Below are 18289 nucleotides of genomic sequence, written 5' to 3'. Positions count from 1 at the left end.
CCCGACCTGCACGACGCCCGACGGACACCGCACAGAGAGGCACCACGTGACCGACCTCGAGAACCAGCTCCAGAGGACGTTGATCGGCAGTCGCCGGTTCTTCACCAAGGCGGAGGTCAGCGACGACCAGCGGACCCTGCACAAGAAGGGCGGGCGCGAAGGCGACGTCTTCTACCGCGAGCGGTGGAGCCACGACAAGGTCGTGCGGTCCACCCACGGAGTCAACTGCACCGGTTCGTGCTCGTGGAAGGTCTACGTCAAGGACGGGATCATCACCTGGGAGGCGCAGCAGACCGACTACCCCAGCGCGGGTCCGGACCGCCCGGAGTACGAGCCGCGCGGGTGTCCGCGCGGTGCCGCCTTCAGCTGGTACACCTACAGCCCGACGCGGGTGCGCTACCCCTACGTCCGCGGCGTCCTGCTGGACATGTTCCGCGCCGCCAAGCAGCAGTACGGCGACCCGGTCGTGGCGTGGGGCTCGATCGTCCAGGACGAGGAGAAGGCGCGGGTCTACAAGAAGGCTCGCGGCAAGGGCGGGCTGGTGCGCGCGACGTGGGAGGAGGTCGTCGAGATCGTCGCCGCGGCGCACGTCTACACCGTCAAGCGGTGGGGGCCCGACCGCATCGCCGGGTTCTCGCCGATCCCGGCGATGTCCCAGGTGTCGTACGTCTCGGGCGCGCGCTTCCTCGAGCTCATCGGCGCTCCCATGCTCTCCTTCTACGACTGGTACGCCGACCTGCCGAACGCGTCACCACAGATGTTCGGGGACCAGACCGACGTTCCCGAGTCGGGCGACTGGTGGGATGCGGGCTACCTGTTCATGTGGGGCTCCAACGTCCCGGTCACCCGCACGCCTGACGCCCACTGGATGACCGAGGCGCGCTACCGCGGCCAGAAGGTGGTCGCCGTCGCGCCGGACTACGCCGAGAACGTGAAGTTCGCCGACGAGTGGGTGAGTCCCGCGCCCGGCACCGACGGTGCACTCGCCATGGCGATGGGGCACGTGGTCCTCAAGGAGTTCTTCGTCGACTCCACGACGCCGTTCTTCGAGACCTACAACAAGCAGTACACCGACCTGCCGCACCTCATCTGCCTCGAGCCGGACGGCTCCGGGGCCTATCGGCCCGGCAAGTTCCTCGTCGAGGGCGACCTCGGTGGGGACAGCGAGAACGCCATGTGGAAGCCGGCCGTCATCGACGCCACCACCGGCGAGGTGCGCATCCCGCAGGGCTCCATCGGCGACCGTTTCGGCGACGAGGGCCTGGGCAGGTGGAACCTCGAGCTCGGCGACATCGACCCCGCGCTCAGCATGTACCGCGACCACCAGGGCGGGACCCGCGAGTCCGTCGAGGTCGAGCTGCCCCGGTTCGACGCGGCGGACGGCAAGGTCATCCACGAGCGACGCGGAGTGCCGATCGCCCGCGTGGGCGACCGCGTCGTCACCACCGTCCTCGACCTGATGCTCGCCCAGTACGGCGTCGCCCGCGACGGCCTGCCCGGCACCTGGCCGCGCACCAGCGAGTCCGACCCGCACGGCTACGACGACCCGTCGGTGCCGGCGACCCCCGCCTGGCAGGAGCAGCACACCGGCGTGCCTGCCGCGCAGGTCACCCGGATCGCCCGGGAGTGGGCGGAGAACGCGATCGACACCAACGGTCGCGGCATGATCTTGATGGGTGCGGGCACCAACCACTGGTTCCACTCCGACCAGATCTATCGCGCGATGCTCGTCCTCACCACCATCACCGGGTGCCAGGGGCGCAACGGCGGTGGCTGGGCCCACTACGTGGGGCAGGAGAAGGTGCGTCCGCTGATGGGGTTCCAGCACATGGCCTTCGCCCTGGACTGGCAGCGCCCGCCGCGGCACATGAACCAGACGGCGTACTGGTACGTCAACACCTCCCAGTACCGCTACGACACCTTCGACGCCGACGACCTCGACGCCGGGACCGGGGTGTTCGCCGGAAAGACGGTGATGGACCTGCTGGCCCAGTCGGTGCGTCTCGGCTGGACCCCGAGCTACCCGACCTTCAACCGGAGCAGCCTCTCGTTGGTCGACCAGGCCGAGGAGGCCGGTCAGGCTCCGGCCGACTACGTGGTCGAGCAGCTGAAGTCGGGCGAGCTGAAGTTCGCGGTGGAGGACCCCGAGGCGGAGGAGAACCACCCACGGGTCCTGAGCCTGTGGCGCTCGAACCTGCTGGGCTCATCGGCCAAGGGCAACGAATACTTCCTGCGGCACCTCCTCGGGACCGACAGCGCGGAGAGCGCCCAGGAGGCGCCGCCGGGCAAACGACCGCGCGACGTCGTGTGGGCCGACAAGGCGGCCGAGGGCAGGCTCGACCTGCTGATGACGATCGACTTCCGGATGACCAGCTCGACGATCCTCTCCGACGTCGTCCTGCCGGCCGCGACCTGGTACGAGAAGCACGACCTCAACACCACCGACATGCATCCCTTCATCCACTCGTTCAACCCGGCCATCGCACCGCCGTGGCAGACGAAGACGGACTGGGAGGCGTGGAAGGCGATCGCGAAGCGCTTCTCCGAGCTCGCGGTGAACCACCTCGGCACCCGCAAGGACCTCGTCGCCAAGCCGTTGTGGCACGACACCCCCGAGGCGATGGCCACCGTCCACGGGGAGGTCAAGGACTGGAAGACCGGCGAGGTCGACCCGGTGCCCGGGAAGACGATGCCGGTGCTCGTGGTCGCCGAGCGCGACTTCACGGCGGTCCACGAGAAGATGACGTCGATCGGTCCGCTCATCGAGGACCTCGGCATGGTGACCAAGGGCGTGCCCTACACGGCCGGTCGCGAGATCGACATCCTGCGCCAGCGCAACGGAGTGGTGCACGGCGGGGCCGGTGACGGGCAGCCGCGCCTGGAGACCGACATCCAGTGCGCGGAGGCGATCCTGCACCTGTCCGGCACCACCAACGGCCACCTGGCCACGCTCGGGTTCAAGAACCTGGAGAAGCGCACCGGCACCGAGCTCCACGACCTCTCGGCCGAGCACGAGGGCAAGCAGATCACCTTCGCCGACACCCAGGTCGCCCCCGTCCCGGTCATCACCTCGCCGGAGTGGTCGGGCTCGGAGTCGGGTGGGCGCCGCTACGCGCCGTTCACCATCAACGTCGAGCGCAAGAAGCCGTTCCACACCCTCACGGGTCGTCAGCAGTTCTACGTCGACCACGACTGGTTCCTCGGCATGGGCGAGGCCCTGCCCGTCTACCGGCCGCCGTTGAACATGTCGGCGCTCTTCGGTGAGGCGCCGATCGGGGAGGTCAACGAGCTGGGCGTGTCGGTGCGCTACCTGACGCCCCACAACAAGTGGTCCATCCACTCCGAGTACCAGGACAACCTGTTCATGCTCTCGTTGTCGCGCGGCGGCCAGTCGGTGTGGATCTCGGACCGTGACGCGGCCAAGGTGGGGATCAAGGACAACGACTGGATCGAGATGGTCAACCGCAACGGCGTGGTCGCCGCTCGGGCCATCGTCAGCCACCGGATGCCGGAGGGCACGGTGTTCATGCACCACGCCCAGGACCGGTTGATCGACGTGCCACTGACCGAGCGGGACGGCAAGCGCGGCGGCATCCACAACAGCCTCACCAGGACGCTGATGAAGCCGAGCCACATCGTCGGCGGCTACGCGCAGCTGGCCTACTTCTTCAACTACATCGGCCCCACGGGGAACAACCGCGACGAGGTCACGATGATCCGCAAGCGCACGGCGAAGGTGGAGTACTGACATGCGCGTCATGGCTCAGATGGCGATGGTGATGAACCTCGACAAGTGCATCGGGTGCCACACCTGCTCGGTGACCTGCAAGCAGGCGTGGACCAACCGCACCGGCATGGAGTACGTCTGGTTCAACAACGTCGAGACGCGCCCCGGCCTCGGCTACCCCCGGACCTACGAGGACCAGGACGAGTGGCAGGGCGGCTGGGTCCGCAAGCCCAACGGGCGCCTGGCGCTCAAGGCCGGCGGCCGGCTGAAGAAGCTGCTCAGCATCTTCTCCAACCCCAAGCTGCCCTCGATCGAGGACTACTACGAGCCCTGGACCTACGACTACGAGACGCTGCTGAACTCGCCGGCGTCGGAGAACTTCCCGGTGGCACGTCCCAAGAGCCTGCTCACCGGCAAGGACATGCAGGTGCAGTGGTCGGCCAACTGGGACGACGACCTGGGTGGCTCGCAGGAGCACGCCGCGCGCGACGTGATGTTCAAGGGCATCGAGGACAAGGTCAAGCTCGAGTTCGAGGAGACCTTCATGTTCTACCTGCCGCGCATCTGCGAGCACTGCCTCAACCCCTCCTGCGCGGCGTCGTGCCCCTCCGGAGCGATCTACAAGCGCGCCGAGGACGGCATCGTCCTCGTCGACCAGGACCGCTGCCGGGGGTGGCGGATGTGCGTGTCGGGTTGCCCCTACAAGAAGGTGTACTTCAACCACAAGACCGGCAAGGCCGAGAAGTGCACGTTCTGCTACCCGCGGATCGAGGTCGGCATCCCGACGGTCTGCGCGGAGACCTGCGTGGGCCGGCTGCGCTACATCGGCCTCATGCTCTACGACGCGGACGCGGTCCTCGAGGCTGCGGCGGTCGAGGACGACCACGACCTCTACGAGGCGCAGCGCAGCGTGTTCCTCGACCCACGCGACCCCGAGGTTGAGCAGGCCGCCCTCGCCGCGGGGATCCAGGCCGACTGGATCGAAGCGGCGAAGAAGTCGCCCGTGCTGCGGCTCATCACCGACTACAAGGTCGCCCTGCCGCTGCACCCGGAGTACCGCACGATGCCGATGGTCTGGTACATCCCGCCGCTCTCACCCGTGGTCGACGTGGTGAAGGAGACGGGCGAGGACGCGGAGGACCGCGGCAACCTGTTCGCCGCGATCGACACGCTGCGGATCCCGGTCGAGTACCTCGCCAACCTGTTCACGGCCGGCGATGTCGAGCCGGTCAACGGGGTGTTGAAGAAGCTCGCCGCGATGCGCTCCTACATGCGTGACATCAACCTCGGGCGCGAGCCCGATGCCAGCATCCCCGCCGCCGTCGGCATGACGGAGGAGGAGATGTACGAGATGTTCCGCCTGCTCGCGATCGCGAAGTACGCCGACCGCTACGTGATCCCGTCGGCACACGCCGAGCAGGCGCACGGGTTGGAGGAGCTCGCCACCGACTGTGCGGTGGACTTCGACGCAGCCGGTTCCCACTACGACCAGGCACTTCTCGGCGAGGGAGCGGGCTACCCCACCCCCGTTGCGGTGGAGAACTTCCGGATGCTCCAGGACCGGCAGACCTCCGACTCGCTCGCCGCGCCGGACGACAAGGCCAGCCGGGTCAACCTCCTGAACTGGGACGGCAAGGGGACGCCCGAGGGCCTGTTCCCGGCGCGACCCGAGGGAGGGGAGAGGTGATGTTCCGACGTCGCACTCCCAGCAGACCCGACGACGACGTCCGCCGCGTGTGGGCCGTGTGCTCGGCCGTGCTCGACTACCCGACGCCCGAGCTCGTCGACACCCTGGACGACCTCGAGGCCCTGGTGCCGCACGACGACCACCTGCCCGCGCTGCTGGACCACCTGCGACGCACCCCGCTCGACGAGCTCCAGCAGGACTACGTCGCCACCTTCGACCACACCCGCAAGTGCGCGCTCTACCTGACGTACTTCGCCTACGGCGACACCCGCCGTCGAGGCGCGGCGCTGGTGCGCTTCAAGGAGGCGTACCGCGCCGCCGGCGCCGAGTGGGACGAGGCTCACGGCGAGCTCCCGGACCACCTGTGCGCCGTGCTGCAGCTCGGTGCTGTCGTCGATGCCGACACCGCGTGGCAGCTGCTCACCGAGCACCGCGCCGGCGTGGAGATGCTTCGGTTGGCGCTGACCGGGTGGCGCAACGACGACGGCACCACCGGTTCGCCCTGGGCGGCCGCGCTGCTGGCGATCTGCGGCACGCTCCCCGCGCTCGAGGGGGCGGAGGCGGACGCCGTACGTCGTCTCGTCGAGCAGGGCCCGCCGGCCGAGGAGGTCGGGCTCTCCGGCTACGGTGCCGATCCCGCCCTCGCGACCGGCCCCGCCCTGATCGCCTCCGCCTCCATCCCCGTAGGAGCACCGAGATGAGCACGTTCCTGTGGGTCATCGTCCCGTACCTGTGCCTGGCGGTGTTCGTCGTCGGGCACCTGTGGCGCTACCGCTACGACAAGTTCGGGTGGACCACGCGGTCCTCGCAGCTCTACGAGAACAAGCTCCTGCGCCTGGGCTCGCCCCTGTTCCACTTCGGCATGCTCGGCGTGGTCGGCGGTCACGTCATCGGGCTCCTCGTCCCGCGCTCCTGGACCGAGGCGGTCGGGATCGGCGACCACCTCTACCACTACGCAGCGGTCGGTGGCGGCCTGGTGGCGGGCGTGATGGCCCTCGTCGGCATGGGCATCCTCGTCTACCGCCGGCGCACCGTCGGGCCGGTGTTCTCCGCGACCACGCCGATGGACAAGGTCATGTACGCCTTCCTCGGCGCGGCGATCCTGCTGGGGATGTGGAACACCATCGCGGGGTCGGTCTTCAGCCTGGGCGGTGAGTACAACTATCGGGAGGGCGTCTCGGTCTGGTACCGCTCCTTCCTCGCCTTCCAGCCCGACGCGGACCTCATGGCCCGGGCACCCATCGGCTTCCAGCTCCACGCGCTGGTCGCCTTCGGACTCTTCGCCCTCTGGCCGTTCACCCGTCTCGTGCACGTGTTCTCCGCGCCGGTCGGCTACCTGACCCGGCCGTACATCGTCTACCGCTCGCGCGACTCGCGCCCCGGGCCCGGGAGCACGCCGTCGCGGCGCGGGTGGGACCGGGTGGGCTGACCGGTTCCAGCGGCCACATCGTCCCACCACCTATCGAGGAGAGCACCCATGGACAAGACCTCACTCACCGAGCTCGCCCACGAACAGCTCGCCGCGGCCCGGGAGGCGAGCAGCGGCCGTGCGTCCGTCACCGTGTTCGGCGGTCGGGAGCACGACCTCCGACAGACAGTGGTCGCGCTGGCCCGCGGGCGGTCCCTCGGCGAGCACGAGTCGCCCGGGGACGCGAGCCTGCAGGTCCTCGTCGGCACGGTCCGGCTGGCGGCCGGGGAGGAGGTCTGGGAGGGCAGCGCCGGCGACTACCTGGTGATCCCACCGCACCGGCACGACCTCCACGCCGACACCGACGCGGTGGTGCTGCTGACGGTCGCCACCCGGGCCTGACCGGGTGTGCCACTACTGCGGGTGCCGGCAGATACCGCTCATCCGGGACTACATCGCCGAGCACGAGCGCGTGCTGGACCTCGGTCACCGGGCGCTGGAGCAGGGCGGTCGCGGTGAGCTCGACGCGGCGCAGTCCACCGTCGGACGAATGCGTGCGGAGCTCCGGTCGCACTGGCAGGGCGAGGAGGAGGGCGTGTTCGCGCTCATGCGGGGCGAGGAGCTCTATCGCGTCCACATCGACCCGCTCATCGCCGAGCACCGCGAGCTGGACGAGGTCCTGCGCACGCTGGACATGGCGGACCACCGGCACCGCATCGTGCTCCGCGACCAGGTGGAGGAGCTGCACGTCCACATCTCCAAGGAGGAGGACGGCATCTTCCCGGTGACGCTGGTGGAGTTCAGCGGGCCGGAGTGGGACGCTGCGATCGACGCGTGGGAACGTGCCCACCCCGGCCGACAGCTGATCGAGGACTGAGTGACGACCGACGTGGTGGGCCTGCTCCTCGCCGCGGGCGCGGGGGAGCGCTTCGGCGGTCCCAAGGCCCTGGCCCGCGACGCCGACGGCACGTCGTGGCTGCTCCGGTCGGTGCAGGCGCTGCGACCCTGCGCCGAGCTCGTCGTGGTGCTCGGCGCCGAGGCCGAGCGGGCGGCGGCGCTGCTGCCGATGTCGGTGTCGCGGGTCCGCGCCGACGACTGGGCCGAGGGGATGGGCGCGTCCCTGCGCGCCGGCCTCACGGCGCTCGCCCCGACCGACCACGACGCCGCCCTCGTGTCGCTGGTCGACCTCCCCGACGTCGACGCCGCGGTGGTGGCCCGCCTCGTGGGCTCGGCCGGCGGGCGCGACGACCTCGCCCGGGCGGCGTACGACGGCGTGCCCGGCCACCCCGTCCTGATCGGGCGCGACCACTGGGCCGGAGTGGTCGAGGGCGCGACCGGCGACCGCGGGGCCCGCGACTACCTCGCCGCCCACCACCCCCGCCTGGTCGAGTGCGGCGACCTCGCGACCGGCGTCGACGTCGACAGCCGGTGACACTCCAACGTCCGACCAACGTGCCGGTCGTAGCCTGACGCCATGCCTGCCTCCGCGCTCACTGGACTGGACTCCGCAGCGGACGTCGCCGCCCGTCTGGGCACGACCGGCTACCTCGCCGACGACGAGCTCGCCACGGTCGTCTTCCTGGCCGCCCGGATGCAGCGACCCCTGCTGCTCGAGGGCGAGCCGGGCACGGGCAAGACGGCGCTGGCGGAGGCCTTGGCGCAGAGCCTCGGGCTGCCGCTCGTGCGGCTCCAGTGCTACGAGGGGATCGACGCCAGCCAGGCGCTCTACGACTGGGACTTCCCGCGCCAGATCCTCCACCTCCGCGCGCTCGAGGCGTCCGGTCAGGTCGACTCCGACGAGGCCGAGAAGAGCCTCTACGACGAGCGCTTCCTGCTGGCGCGCCCGGTGCTGTCGGCCCTGCGGCAGGCGCCCGCGGTGCTGCTGGTCGACGAGGTGGACCGCGCGGACGACGAGTTCGAGGCGTTCCTGCTGGAGGTGCTCTCGACCTGGCAGGTCACCATCCCGGAGTTCGGCACGGTCACCGCGCCGGAGCCGCCGCTGGTGGTGCTGACCTCCAACCGCACCCGCGAGCTCCACGACGCGCTCAAGCGCCGCTGCCTCTACCACTGGATCGACCACCCGGGCCTCGAGCGCGAGATCCAGATCGTCCGGTCCCGCGCCCCGGAGGTCAGCGAGACCCTCGCCCGGCAGGTGGTCGGGCTGGTCCAGCAGCTGCGTGCCCGCGACGACCTGCTCAAGCCGCCGGGCGTCGCGGAGACGCTCGACTGGGCCCGGGCACTGACCTACCTCGGTAGCGCCGAGCTCGACCTCGCCTCGGCCGCCGCCACGCTCGGTGCGCTGCTGAAGTACCGCGAGGACGCCGACCGGGTGAAGGCCGCCCTCGACCGGATGATGGCGCAGGCATGAACCAGCCCGTGAGCACGGCGCAGCACGACGTCGACGAGGTCTTCCTCGGCTTCACCCGTGCCCTCCGCGCGGCCGGCGTACCCGTGACCCAGGACCGGGCGCAGACCTTCCTCGCCGCCGCCGCGGAGGTCGGCGCCGACGACGGGCAGGCCGTGTGGTGGGCCGGGCGGGCCACCCTGTGCGCCTCGCCCGACGACCTGTTCCGCCACGACCAGGTGTTCGCGGCCTGGTTCAACGCGCGCGACGGCCTGCCGCAGGCCCGCCCACGCGACGCCTCGCGCCCGGCGACCGCTCACCTCCTGCCCGATGCGGAGGGTGCCGGTGGCGGCGACACCGAGGCCGAGGAGGACGTGGTGCGCGCTGCCGCCTCCGAGGCGGAGGTGCTCCAGCACCGCGACGTCGGCTCGCTCGACGCCGCCGAGAAGCGGCGGCTGGACCGGATGTTCGTCCGGCTGTCGCTGCGCCCGCCCACCCGGCGTACGGCCCGGCACCAGAGGTGGCACCGCGGCGAGGTCGACGCGTCCCGCACGCTGCGGCGCTCGCTGCGCCAGATGGGCGAGCCCGCCGAGATCGCCTGGCGTCGTCGCGGCGTGCGGCCACGCCGGGTGGTGCTGCTGGTCGACGTCAGCGGCTCGATGAGTGCGTACGCCGACGCGCTGCTGCGCCTCGCCCACCGCCTGACCCAGTGTGCGCGCACCGCCAACGGCATTGTCGAGACCTTCACGGTCGGCACCCGCCTGACTCACGTCACCCGCGCTCTCCGCTCGCCCGACGCCGACCGGGCGATCGTCGCGGCCGGCGAGGTCGTGCCCGACTGGTCGGGCGGCACCCGGCTCGGCGAGACGCTCCGGTTCTTCCTCGACCGCTGGGGGCAGCGCGGGATGGCCCGCGGCGCCGTGGTCGTGGTGTTCAGCGACGGGTGGGAACGCGGCGACGCCGAGCTCCTCGGTGAGCAGATGGCGCGGCTGCGGCGGGTCGCCCACCGCGTCGTCTGGGTCAACCCGCACCGCGGCAAGGCCGGCTACGAGCCGCTCCAGGGCGGGGTGGTGGCGGCGCTGCCGCACTGCGACGACTTCCTCGCCGGGCACTCGCTGGCGACGTTCGCCGAGCTGACGGAGGTGATCTCGCGTGCGTGACGTGCTGCCCGAGCTCATGCAGTGGTGGGAGGCCGGCGAGACCATCGGCGTCGGCACCGTCGTCGCGACCTTCCGGTCCGCGCCGCGACCGCCGGGCGCCTCGATGCTCGTCGGTCCCGACGAGAGCGCCGTCGGGTCCGTGTCGGGCGGCTGCGTCGAGGGGGCCGTCTACGAGCTCGCCCAGTCCGTCGTCGCCTCGGGCGAGCCCGTGCTGGAGAGGTACGGCGTCTCCGACGACGACGCCTTCGCCGTCGGGCTGACCTGCGGCGGGATCCTCGACGTCTTCGTCGAGCAGGTCTCCCGCACCACCTTCCCGCAGCTCGGCGAGGTGGCCGCCGACATCGAGGCGGGCCGCCCGGTCGCCCTGGCCACCGTCATCGAGCACCCCGACCCGGCATGGCTCGGCAGGCGGATGATCGTCCGTCCCGACCGCGCCGCGGAGGGAGGCATCGGGTCCCCGCGGGCGGACGCGGCCGTCCACGACGACGCGCTCGGCCTCCTCGCCGCCGGGACCAACGCGACCCTGTCCTACGGGCCCGACGGCGAGCGCCGGGGCGAGGGGATGCGGGTCTTCGTCTGGGGGTTCGCGCCCAAGCCGCGGATGCTGGTCTTCGGCGCGATCGACTTCGCTGCGGCCGTCGCCAAGGTCGGGTCGTTCCTCGGCTACCACGTGACGGTGTGCGACGCCCGGCCCGTCTTCGCGACCAGCTCGCGCTTCCCCGGCGCCGACGAGGTCGTCGTCGACTGGCCGCACCGCTACCTCCAGGCCGAGCTCGACGCCGGCCGCATCGACCGTCGTACGGTCCTCGCGGTGCTCACCCACGACCCGAAGTTCGACGTGCCGCTGCTCGAGGTGGCGCTCCGGCTCGACGACGACGTACGCCCCGGCTACATCGGCGCGATGGGCTCGCGGCGTACGCACGACGAGCGGATGGAGCGGCTGGCCGAGGCCGGGTTGTCCGCGCCCGAGCTGGCACTGCTGTCGTCCCCGATCGGCCTCGACCTCGGCGCCCGTACGCCCGAGGAGACCGCGGTGTCCATCGCCGCCGAGATCGTCGCGCGGCAGTGGGGCGGGTCCGGGGAGCGGCTCGCGTCGACCGAGGGCCGGATCCACCACGACGACTGAGGCGGCGGCCACACGGGTGTCGCCGGATTTGGCCGAGCGCGGATGACCCACCTACTGTCTTTCGAATGTTTTGCCACCCCCCGTTGCACCGCACCCTCGTCCGTCTCGCAGCCCTGGTCACCACGCTGGTCCTGCTGACCGCGGCACCCACCCTCGTCGTCTCGCCGGCGCAGGCGCGTGAGGACACCGGCTCCGACACCCGCACCGCGTCCAAGGTGCCGGTCCGGTTCAGCGTGGCGACGCTGAACCTGATGAAGGGGATGCGGGTCCCCGGCATGCGGCACGACATCGGCCGCGTCATCTCCGGCGACGCCTCGGTGATCGGGTTCCAGGAGCGGCTGTTCAGCCGCCCGGCCCTGCGCGCCTCGCTGCCGAAGTCGTGGACCCTGCTCATGCCGAAGGGCCCGACGGGCACCGACGACAACCCGATCGCCTTCGACAAGGACGTGTGGGAGCTGGAGAAGACCTGGTCGGCCCTGCTGACCGGCAGGACCTGGCGTCGCCAGACCGGACAGGTCGCCCACGACCAGTACGGCGTGGTGGCGGTGCTCCGCCACCGGCGGACCGGCCACACGATCCGCGCCGTGAGCTTCCACCTGCCCAACCACCTGCACAACCGTCGTACGGGCGGCCCCAACTACCACAACATGGCCGGTGTGCGGGCGATGTGGCGGATGGCCGACCGGCTCCGCGACCTGAGGAAGGGCACGCGTCCCGAGCACCAGTTCGTGGCGATGTGCGACTGCAACGTCACCGAGAACCGCGACCTCACCGACGACCTCGTCAAGGGTCGGATCACCCGGCCGCTGCGCCTCGAGACCAACTACAGCGGTCGCAAGGGCGGGTCGGGCATCGACTACGTGATGGCCGAGCGCAGCTCCGAGTTCCGGATCGACTCCTTCGAGATGTACCGCCGACTGGTCACCGACCACCCCGGCATCGTCGCCACCTTCCGACGCGTGGGCTGAGATCCGGCCGCCCGGTCCGCTCCACCCTGTTGCGAGCGTCACACTCGGGCTAGGTTGGCCGCGACCCGTGGGGAGCTGCCATGTCGACGAGTGAGGACCTGCACGCACGCAGGCTGCGAGCCGTGCGCGCGTGGACGCAGTTCGTCGCCGACGGCGAGGAGGAGGCCGAGACCGTCCGGCCCGAGATCCTCAGCAGCTGGCAGCTCTCGGGCGTGGTCTCACCCGACGTCACGCACGCGCCGCTGGCCGACGAGGGCGACACCGCCGACTTCTGGAACCAGTCGCCCCTGCAGACCGCCGTGAGCCGCGTGCAGGACGAGCTGCGTCGGACGGCCGAGGACGGCGACCTCGTCATCGCGGTCACCGACGAGCAGACCCGCATCCTCTGGACCTACGGCGGCCGGGTGATGCGCCGCAAGGCGGAGACGGTCAACTTCGTGCCCGGCGGTCGGTGGGACGAGGCGAGCGTCGGCACCAACGCGCTCGCGATCGCCGGGCGGACCGGCGCTCCCTCGATGGTCTTCAGTGCGGAGCACTACGCCGAGGTGGTGCACAACTGGGTGTGCTGGGCCGCCCCGGTCTTCGACCCGGCGAGCGGTCGGCCGCTCGGCGTCATCGACCTCTCGACGACCTGGGACCGCACCCACCCCATCGGCCTGGCGACGGCACGGGTGATGGCGCGGCTGATCGAGGGTGCCCTGCCGTCCGACCGGCGGACGACCCCGCTCGGCGCGGCCGCTCCCGCCGACCCCGGTCTCACGCTGACGTTGCTCGGCACCGCCGAGGTGTGGCTCGACGGGCAGCGCCTGCTGCTCAACCGGCGGCAGACCGAGATCCTCGCGCTGCTGGCGATGCACCCCGGCGGTCTCTCGGTCGAGCACCTCCACTCGCTGCTCTACGGCGACTCGTCGGTGACCACCTCGACGCTCAAGGCCGAGGTGTCGCACCTGCGCGCCGCGCTGGCGGGCCAGCTCTCGTCGCGCCCCTACAAGCTCACGCTCCCCGTCACCACCGACGTCGAGGAGGTCCAGCGCCTTCTGCGCCGCGGCGACGTACGCGCCGCGGTGCGGGCCTACGGCGGCGACCTGCTCCCGGGCACGGAGTCCCCGGCGCTCGTGCAGATGGGCGACTACCTCGCGGTGAGCGTCCGCGAGGCGCTGCTCGTCCAGCCCGACCCCGACGCGGTCCTGCGCTACAGCGACCTCGCGCCCTACGACACCGCCGTCGTGGAGGCGTGCCTCGCCTCCCTCCCGGTCCACCACCCGGTCGCGCCGCTGCTCAAGGGCAAGCTCGCGGCGGGCCGCTGACGCGCTGGTCCACACGTCCAACCATCGGCCAACCAGCGCGACCTAGGTTCGGACCAGGACGTGACCCGCCTCACACTGGAGTGGCCCGATGACCAAGATCGAACTCACCGTCGACGGGGCTGCGGTCTCCGACGACGTCGAGCCCCGCATGCTGCTGGTGCAGTACCTGCGCGAGAAGCTCGGCAAGACCGGCACCGTGATCGGCTGCGACACCTCCAACTGCGGGGCGTGCACCGTGCACCTCGACGGCACCAGCGTGAAGTCGTGCAACGTGCTCGCCGTGCAGGCCAACGGCCGCACCGTGACCACGATCGAGGGACTCGCCGACACGGCCGAGGGCGACCTGCACCCGGTGCAGGAGGCGTTCCGCGAGTGCCACGGCCTCCAGTGCGGGTTCTGCACCCCCGGGATGGTGATGCAGGCCGTCGACCTGCTCGGTGAGAACCCGAACCCGACCGAGGAGGAGGTGCGGCTCGGCATGGAGGGCAACCTCTGCCGCTGCACCGGCTACCACAACATCGTCAAGAGCGTGCTGCACGCCGCCGAGCAGACCGGGGTGAAGGCATGACCGCCACGCAGGACCGCCCGGCCGCCGAGATCGGCAAGGACCGCCGGCGCAAGGAGGACCAGCGCCTGATCACCGGTCGTACGCGCTGGACCGACAACATCACGCTGCCCGGGATGCTGCACCTCGCGATGGTGCGCAGCCCCTTCGCCCACGCGAACATCACGTCGGTCGACGTGGAGGCCGCGAAGTCGTCCCCCAACGTCGTGACGGTGCTGAGCGGCAAGGACTTCGGCGAGGAGCTCGGCGCGTGCATCAACGCGTGGCCGATCACCCCGGACCAGAAGACCCCGGCCCACTCGCCGATGCCGGCCGACCGGGTCGCCTTCGCCGGCGAGATCGTCGCCGTCGTCGTCGCCAGGACGTCCGCCGAGGCCCGTGACGCCGCCGAGCTCGTCGACGTGGAGTACGAGGAGCTGCCGGCCGTCGTCGGCATCAAGAACGCCCTCAAGGACGAGGTGCTGGCCCACCCGGACCTCGGCACCAACAAGTCGGCGCTGTGGGTCTTCGACTCCGGCGAGGCCGGCACCGGGACCGACGCCGAGGCCGCGATCACCGAGGCCCGCGCCAACGGGATCGTGATCGAGCGGGAGTACCGCCAGCAGCGACTCATCCCGGCCTTCATGGAGCCGCGCAGCGTCGTGGTGGACCCCACCGGCGAGCAGATCACGATGTGGTCGGCGACCCAGATCCCGCACATCCTCCGCTTCGCGCTCGCCGCGACGACCGGCGTGCCCGAGAGCAAGATCCGGGTCATCGCCCCCGACGTCGGCGGTGGCTTCGGCGGCAAGCTGCAGGTCACGCCCGAGGAGTGGATCGCCTGGGCCGTCGCCCGCCGGCTGATGAAGCCGGTGAAGTACACCGAGACCCGCAGCGAGAGCCTGATGGCCGCCCACCACGGTCGCGACCAGGTGCAGACGCTGACCCTCGCGGCCGACAAGGACGGCAAGGTCACGGGGCTCAAGGTGCACCTCGACGCCGACCTCGGCTCCTACGTCGCCATCGTCGGTGGCGGTGTCCCGGTGCTCGGCGCGTTCATGTTCAACGCGATCTACAAGTTCCCGGCCTACCGCTTCGAGTGCCAGACCGTCCTCACCAACACGACCTTCACCGACGCCTACCGCGGCGCCGGCCGGCCGGAGGCGACGTACGCCATCGAGCGGCTCATGGACGAGCTCGCCGCGGAGGTGGGCGTCGACCCGCTGGAGATCCGCGAGCGCAACTGGATCACCCACGAGGAGTTCCCGTTCACGACCGTCGCCGGTCTGGAGTACGACACCGGCAACTACGAGGCAGCGACCGCGAAGGCCAGGGCGTCGTTCGGCTACGACGAGCTGCGGCGCGAGCAGGCGGAGCGTCGCGAGCGCGGCGACCGGGTGCAGCTCGGCATCGGCGTCTCGACCTTCACCGAGATGTGCGGCCTGGCCCCGAGCCGGGTGCTCGGCAGCCTGGACTACGGCGCCGGCGGCTGGGAGAGCGCGAGCGTGCGGCTGACCCCGCTCGGCAAGGTCGAGGTCGTCACCGGTGCGAGCGCCCACGGGCAGGGCCACGAGACGGCGTTCAGCCAGATCGTCGCCGACCGCCTGGGGGTGCCCTTCGAGGACGTCGAGGTGCTGCACGGCGACACCCAGGTGGCGCCCAAGGGCCTCGACACCTACGGCTCGCGCTCGCTGGTCGTGGGCGGCGAGGCGCTCGTCAAGGCGGTCGACAAGGTGATCGACAAGGCCAAGGTCCTCGCGGCGCACCTGCTCGAGGCCAACGCCGACGACCTGGACTACGCCGATGGCAAGTTCACCGTCCGCGGCACCGACCAGGGCAAGGCGATCCAGGAGCTGGCGACGGCGACCTTCGCGGGGCACGACTACCCCGAGGGCATGGAGCTGACGCTCGATGCCGACGCGACCTACGACCCCGTCAACTTCAACTACCCGCACGGCACGCACCTCTGCGCGATGGAGGTCGACACCGAGACGGGCGCGGTGAAGATGCGGAAGTACACCTGCTGCGACGACATCGGCACGATCATCAACCCGCTGATCGTCGCCGGGCAGGTCCACGGCGGGCTCGTGCAGGGCATCGCCCAGGCGCTGTGGGAGGAGGCGGTGCACGACGAGGCCGGCACGCTCGTGAGCGGGTCGTTCGTCGACTACCTGCTCCCCACGTCGGCCGACACGATCTCGTTCGACGTCGTCCACACCGACGACCCGAGCATCTGCACGACCAACACGCTCGGCACCAAGGGCGTCGGCGAGGCGGGCACCATCGCCTCGACCCCGGCCGTGGTCAACGCGGTCGTCGACGCCGTACGCCACCTGGGGGTCAACGACATCCAGATGCCGTGCACGCCGGAGCGGGTGTGGCGGGCGATCCATGCCAATGACGGGGACGCCGCCACACCGGCGGACGCCATGCCCCACTTCCACGAAGGCTCGTTGAACCAGGACGAAGGAGCGGGCGCATGATCCCGGTGAAGTTCGACTACCTCGCACCCACGTCGGTGGAGGAGGCGCTGGCCGCGCTCGGAGAGCACGGCGACGACGCGAAGATCCTGGCCGGTGGGCAGAGCCTGCTGCCGGTCCTGCGGATGCGGCTCAACGCCCCCGAGGTCGTCATCGACCTCAACGGCATCTCCTCGCTGCGCGGGATCCGCGACGACGGCGACGCGATCGTGATCGGCGCGATGACCACGCACCACGACGTGCGCGACCACGAGCTCGTGAAGGAGCACGCACTGCTGCTCGCGAAGGCGGCGGCCGAGGTCGCCGACTCGCAGATCCGTCACCGCGGCACCTTCGGCGGTGCGCTCGCGCACGCCGACCCCGCCGGCGACCTCGGTGCTCCGGCACTGGCGCTCGGTGCGCAGTTCGTCGTCCAGGGGCCGGGCGGCAGTCGTACGGTCGAGGCGGACGACTTCTTCGTCGACCTCTTCGAGACGGCCATCGGCGACGACGAGATCCTCACCGAGGTGCGCATCCCCAAGCACACCGGCTGGGGCGCGCACTACGAGAAGTTCGTCCGGGTCGCCCACCAGTGGCCGATCGTCGCGGTCGCGGTCACCGTCAAGGGCTCGATCGACGAGGCCAGGGTCGGGCTCACCAACATGGGCTCCACGCCCCTGCGCGCGCGTGCCACGGAGGCGGCGCTCGCGGGTGCGAGCGCGACCGAGGACGGCGTACGCGCTGCTGCCGAGCAGGCAGCCGAGGGCACCAACCCGCCCTCGGACCTCAACGGCGCAGCCGACTACCGCCAGCACCTCGCCCGGGTGCTGACCGGTCGGGCCGTGCTCAAGGCCGCAGGAGCCGCGTAGTGGAGCTGAGCCACCGCTTCACCGTTCCCATCGGCGTCGAGGAGACCTGGGAGCACTTCAACGACATCGCGTCGGTAGCCGAGTGCTTCCCAGGTGCCCAGGTCACCGAGGCCGACGCCGACTCGTTCGCCGGGTCGGTGAAGGTCAAGCTCGGCCCGATCGCGCTGCTCTACAACGGGACCGGCACCTTCGTGGAGAAGGACGAGGCGGCACACCGCTTCGTCGTCGACGCCAAGGGCAAGGACAAGCGCGGCAACGGCACGGCCGGTGCCAACGTGGTGGTCACGATGACCGACGCGGGCGGCTCGACGGACGTGTCCGTGCAGACGGACCTGGCCATCACCGGCAAGCCGGCGCAGTTCGGTCGCGGCGTGATGCAGGACGTCTCGGACAAGCTGCTCGGCCAGTTCGTCGCCTGCCTCGAGCAGCGGCTGACGGCACCCGAGCCCACCCCCGAACCACCGTCCGGCGCGGGTGCCCCCGCGCCGGGCGGTGACCCACTGGCCGCCGCCGCAGCCGATGCGCCGCCACCGAGGCCGGCCGCACCCCGGCCGCCGCCACCGCCGGCGCAGACCGAGGCGCTCGACCTCGGCAGCGCGGTGCTGCCGGTGCTGCTCAAGTCGTACTGGAAGCAGGCGCTGGCCGCGGTCGTCGGGCTCGCCGTGCTGCGGAGGCTGCTCCAGCGCTGAC

General features: G+C 71.0%; 16 protein-coding genes. All 16 read left to right on the top strand.

All coding sequences use genetic code 11. The features are described 5' to 3' along the window. Nucleotides 1-46 precede the first annotated feature (46 nt). Entirely contained in the window at nucleotides 47-3748 is a 3702-nt protein-coding gene (locus JI751_RS15190) for a nitrate reductase subunit alpha (RefSeq protein WP_201938553.1), read from the top strand. Between the two features lies 1 nt (nucleotide 3749). Beyond that, nucleotides 3750-5414, top strand: a complete 1665-nt coding sequence (narH, locus tag JI751_RS15185; RefSeq protein ID WP_201938547.1) for a nitrate reductase subunit beta — start codon at nucleotides 3750-3752, stop codon at nucleotides 5412-5414. Further along, nucleotides 5414-6115: a nitrate reductase molybdenum cofactor assembly chaperone gene (narJ, locus tag JI751_RS15180; RefSeq protein WP_201938538.1), complete on the top strand. Its 702-nt coding sequence runs from the start codon at nucleotides 5414-5416 to the stop codon at nucleotides 6113-6115. Before narH ends, narJ begins: the two co-directional genes overlap by 1 nt. Beyond that, nucleotides 6112-6843 carry a respiratory nitrate reductase subunit gamma gene (narI, locus tag JI751_RS15175; protein ID WP_201938529.1) on the top strand — a complete coding sequence of 244 codons (732 nt, stop codon included), beginning with the start codon at nucleotides 6112-6114 and terminating at the stop codon, nucleotides 6841-6843. Before narJ ends, narI begins: the two co-directional genes overlap by 4 nt. A 48-nt stretch (nucleotides 6844-6891) precedes the next feature. Beyond that, nucleotides 6892-7224: a cupin domain-containing protein gene (locus JI751_RS15170; protein ID WP_201938526.1), complete on the top strand. Its 333-nt coding sequence runs from the start codon at nucleotides 6892-6894 to the stop codon at nucleotides 7222-7224. A 4-nt stretch (nucleotides 7225-7228) separates the two neighbouring features. Then, nucleotides 7229-7699: a hemerythrin domain-containing protein gene (locus tag JI751_RS15165; protein ID WP_307814273.1), complete on the top strand. Its 471-nt coding sequence runs from the start codon at nucleotides 7229-7231 to the stop codon at nucleotides 7697-7699. Then, nucleotides 7700-8254: a nucleotidyltransferase family protein gene (locus JI751_RS15160; RefSeq protein ID WP_201938521.1), complete on the top strand. Its 555-nt coding sequence runs from the start codon at nucleotides 7700-7702 to the stop codon at nucleotides 8252-8254. Between the two features lie 42 nt (nucleotides 8255-8296). Then, on the top strand, nucleotides 8297-9190 hold the full coding sequence (locus JI751_RS15155; RefSeq protein WP_201938512.1) for an AAA family ATPase: 894 nt from the start codon (nucleotides 8297-8299) through the stop codon (nucleotides 9188-9190). Continuing rightward, complete coding sequence (locus JI751_RS15150; protein WP_201938510.1) at nucleotides 9187-10326, top strand: vWA domain-containing protein; 1140 nt, start codon at nucleotides 9187-9189, stop codon at nucleotides 10324-10326. Before JI751_RS15155 ends, JI751_RS15150 begins: the two co-directional genes overlap by 4 nt. Then, nucleotides 10319-11452, top strand: coding sequence for an XdhC family protein (locus JI751_RS15145; RefSeq protein WP_201938508.1), 1134 nt, complete (start codon nucleotides 10319-10321; stop codon nucleotides 11450-11452). Before JI751_RS15150 ends, JI751_RS15145 begins: the two co-directional genes overlap by 8 nt. A 65-nt stretch (nucleotides 11453-11517) precedes the next feature. Further along, the gene (locus JI751_RS15140) at nucleotides 11518-12420 is read left to right on the top strand and encodes an exonuclease/endonuclease/phosphatase family protein (RefSeq protein ID WP_201938506.1); all 903 of its coding nucleotides are present in this window, start codon (nucleotides 11518-11520) and stop codon (nucleotides 12418-12420) included. An 80-nt stretch (nucleotides 12421-12500) separates the two neighbouring features. Further along, nucleotides 12501-13727 carry a transcriptional regulator gene (locus JI751_RS15135; RefSeq protein ID WP_201938504.1) on the top strand — a complete coding sequence of 409 codons (1227 nt, stop codon included), beginning with the start codon at nucleotides 12501-12503 and terminating at the stop codon, nucleotides 13725-13727. 88 nt (nucleotides 13728-13815) lie between these two features. Next, nucleotides 13816-14295, top strand: a complete 480-nt coding sequence (locus tag JI751_RS15130) for a (2Fe-2S)-binding protein (RefSeq protein WP_201938502.1) — start codon at nucleotides 13816-13818, stop codon at nucleotides 14293-14295. Next, on the top strand, nucleotides 14292-16754 hold the full coding sequence (locus tag JI751_RS15125) for a xanthine dehydrogenase family protein molybdopterin-binding subunit (protein ID WP_201938493.1): 2463 nt from the start codon (nucleotides 14292-14294) through the stop codon (nucleotides 16752-16754). The genes JI751_RS15130 and JI751_RS15125 overlap by 4 nt, the downstream gene beginning before the upstream one ends. Further along, nucleotides 16751-17599 carry an FAD binding domain-containing protein gene (locus JI751_RS15120; RefSeq protein ID WP_201938492.1) on the top strand — a complete coding sequence of 283 codons (849 nt, stop codon included), beginning with the start codon at nucleotides 16751-16753 and terminating at the stop codon, nucleotides 17597-17599. Before JI751_RS15125 ends, JI751_RS15120 begins: the two co-directional genes overlap by 4 nt. Further along, complete coding sequence (locus JI751_RS15115; RefSeq protein WP_201938489.1) at nucleotides 17599-18288, top strand: SRPBCC family protein; 690 nt, start codon at nucleotides 17599-17601, stop codon at nucleotides 18286-18288. Before JI751_RS15120 ends, JI751_RS15115 begins: the two co-directional genes overlap by 1 nt. Nucleotide 18289: the final 1 nt, after the last annotated feature.

Source organism: Nocardioides baculatus (genome assembly GCF_016735675.1).
Taxonomy (GTDB): Bacteria; Actinomycetota; Actinomycetes; order Propionibacteriales; family Nocardioidaceae; genus Nocardioides; species Nocardioides baculatus.
Note: the sequence above shows the minus strand (reverse complement) of the source record. Positions and strands in the feature narration are given on the sequence as shown.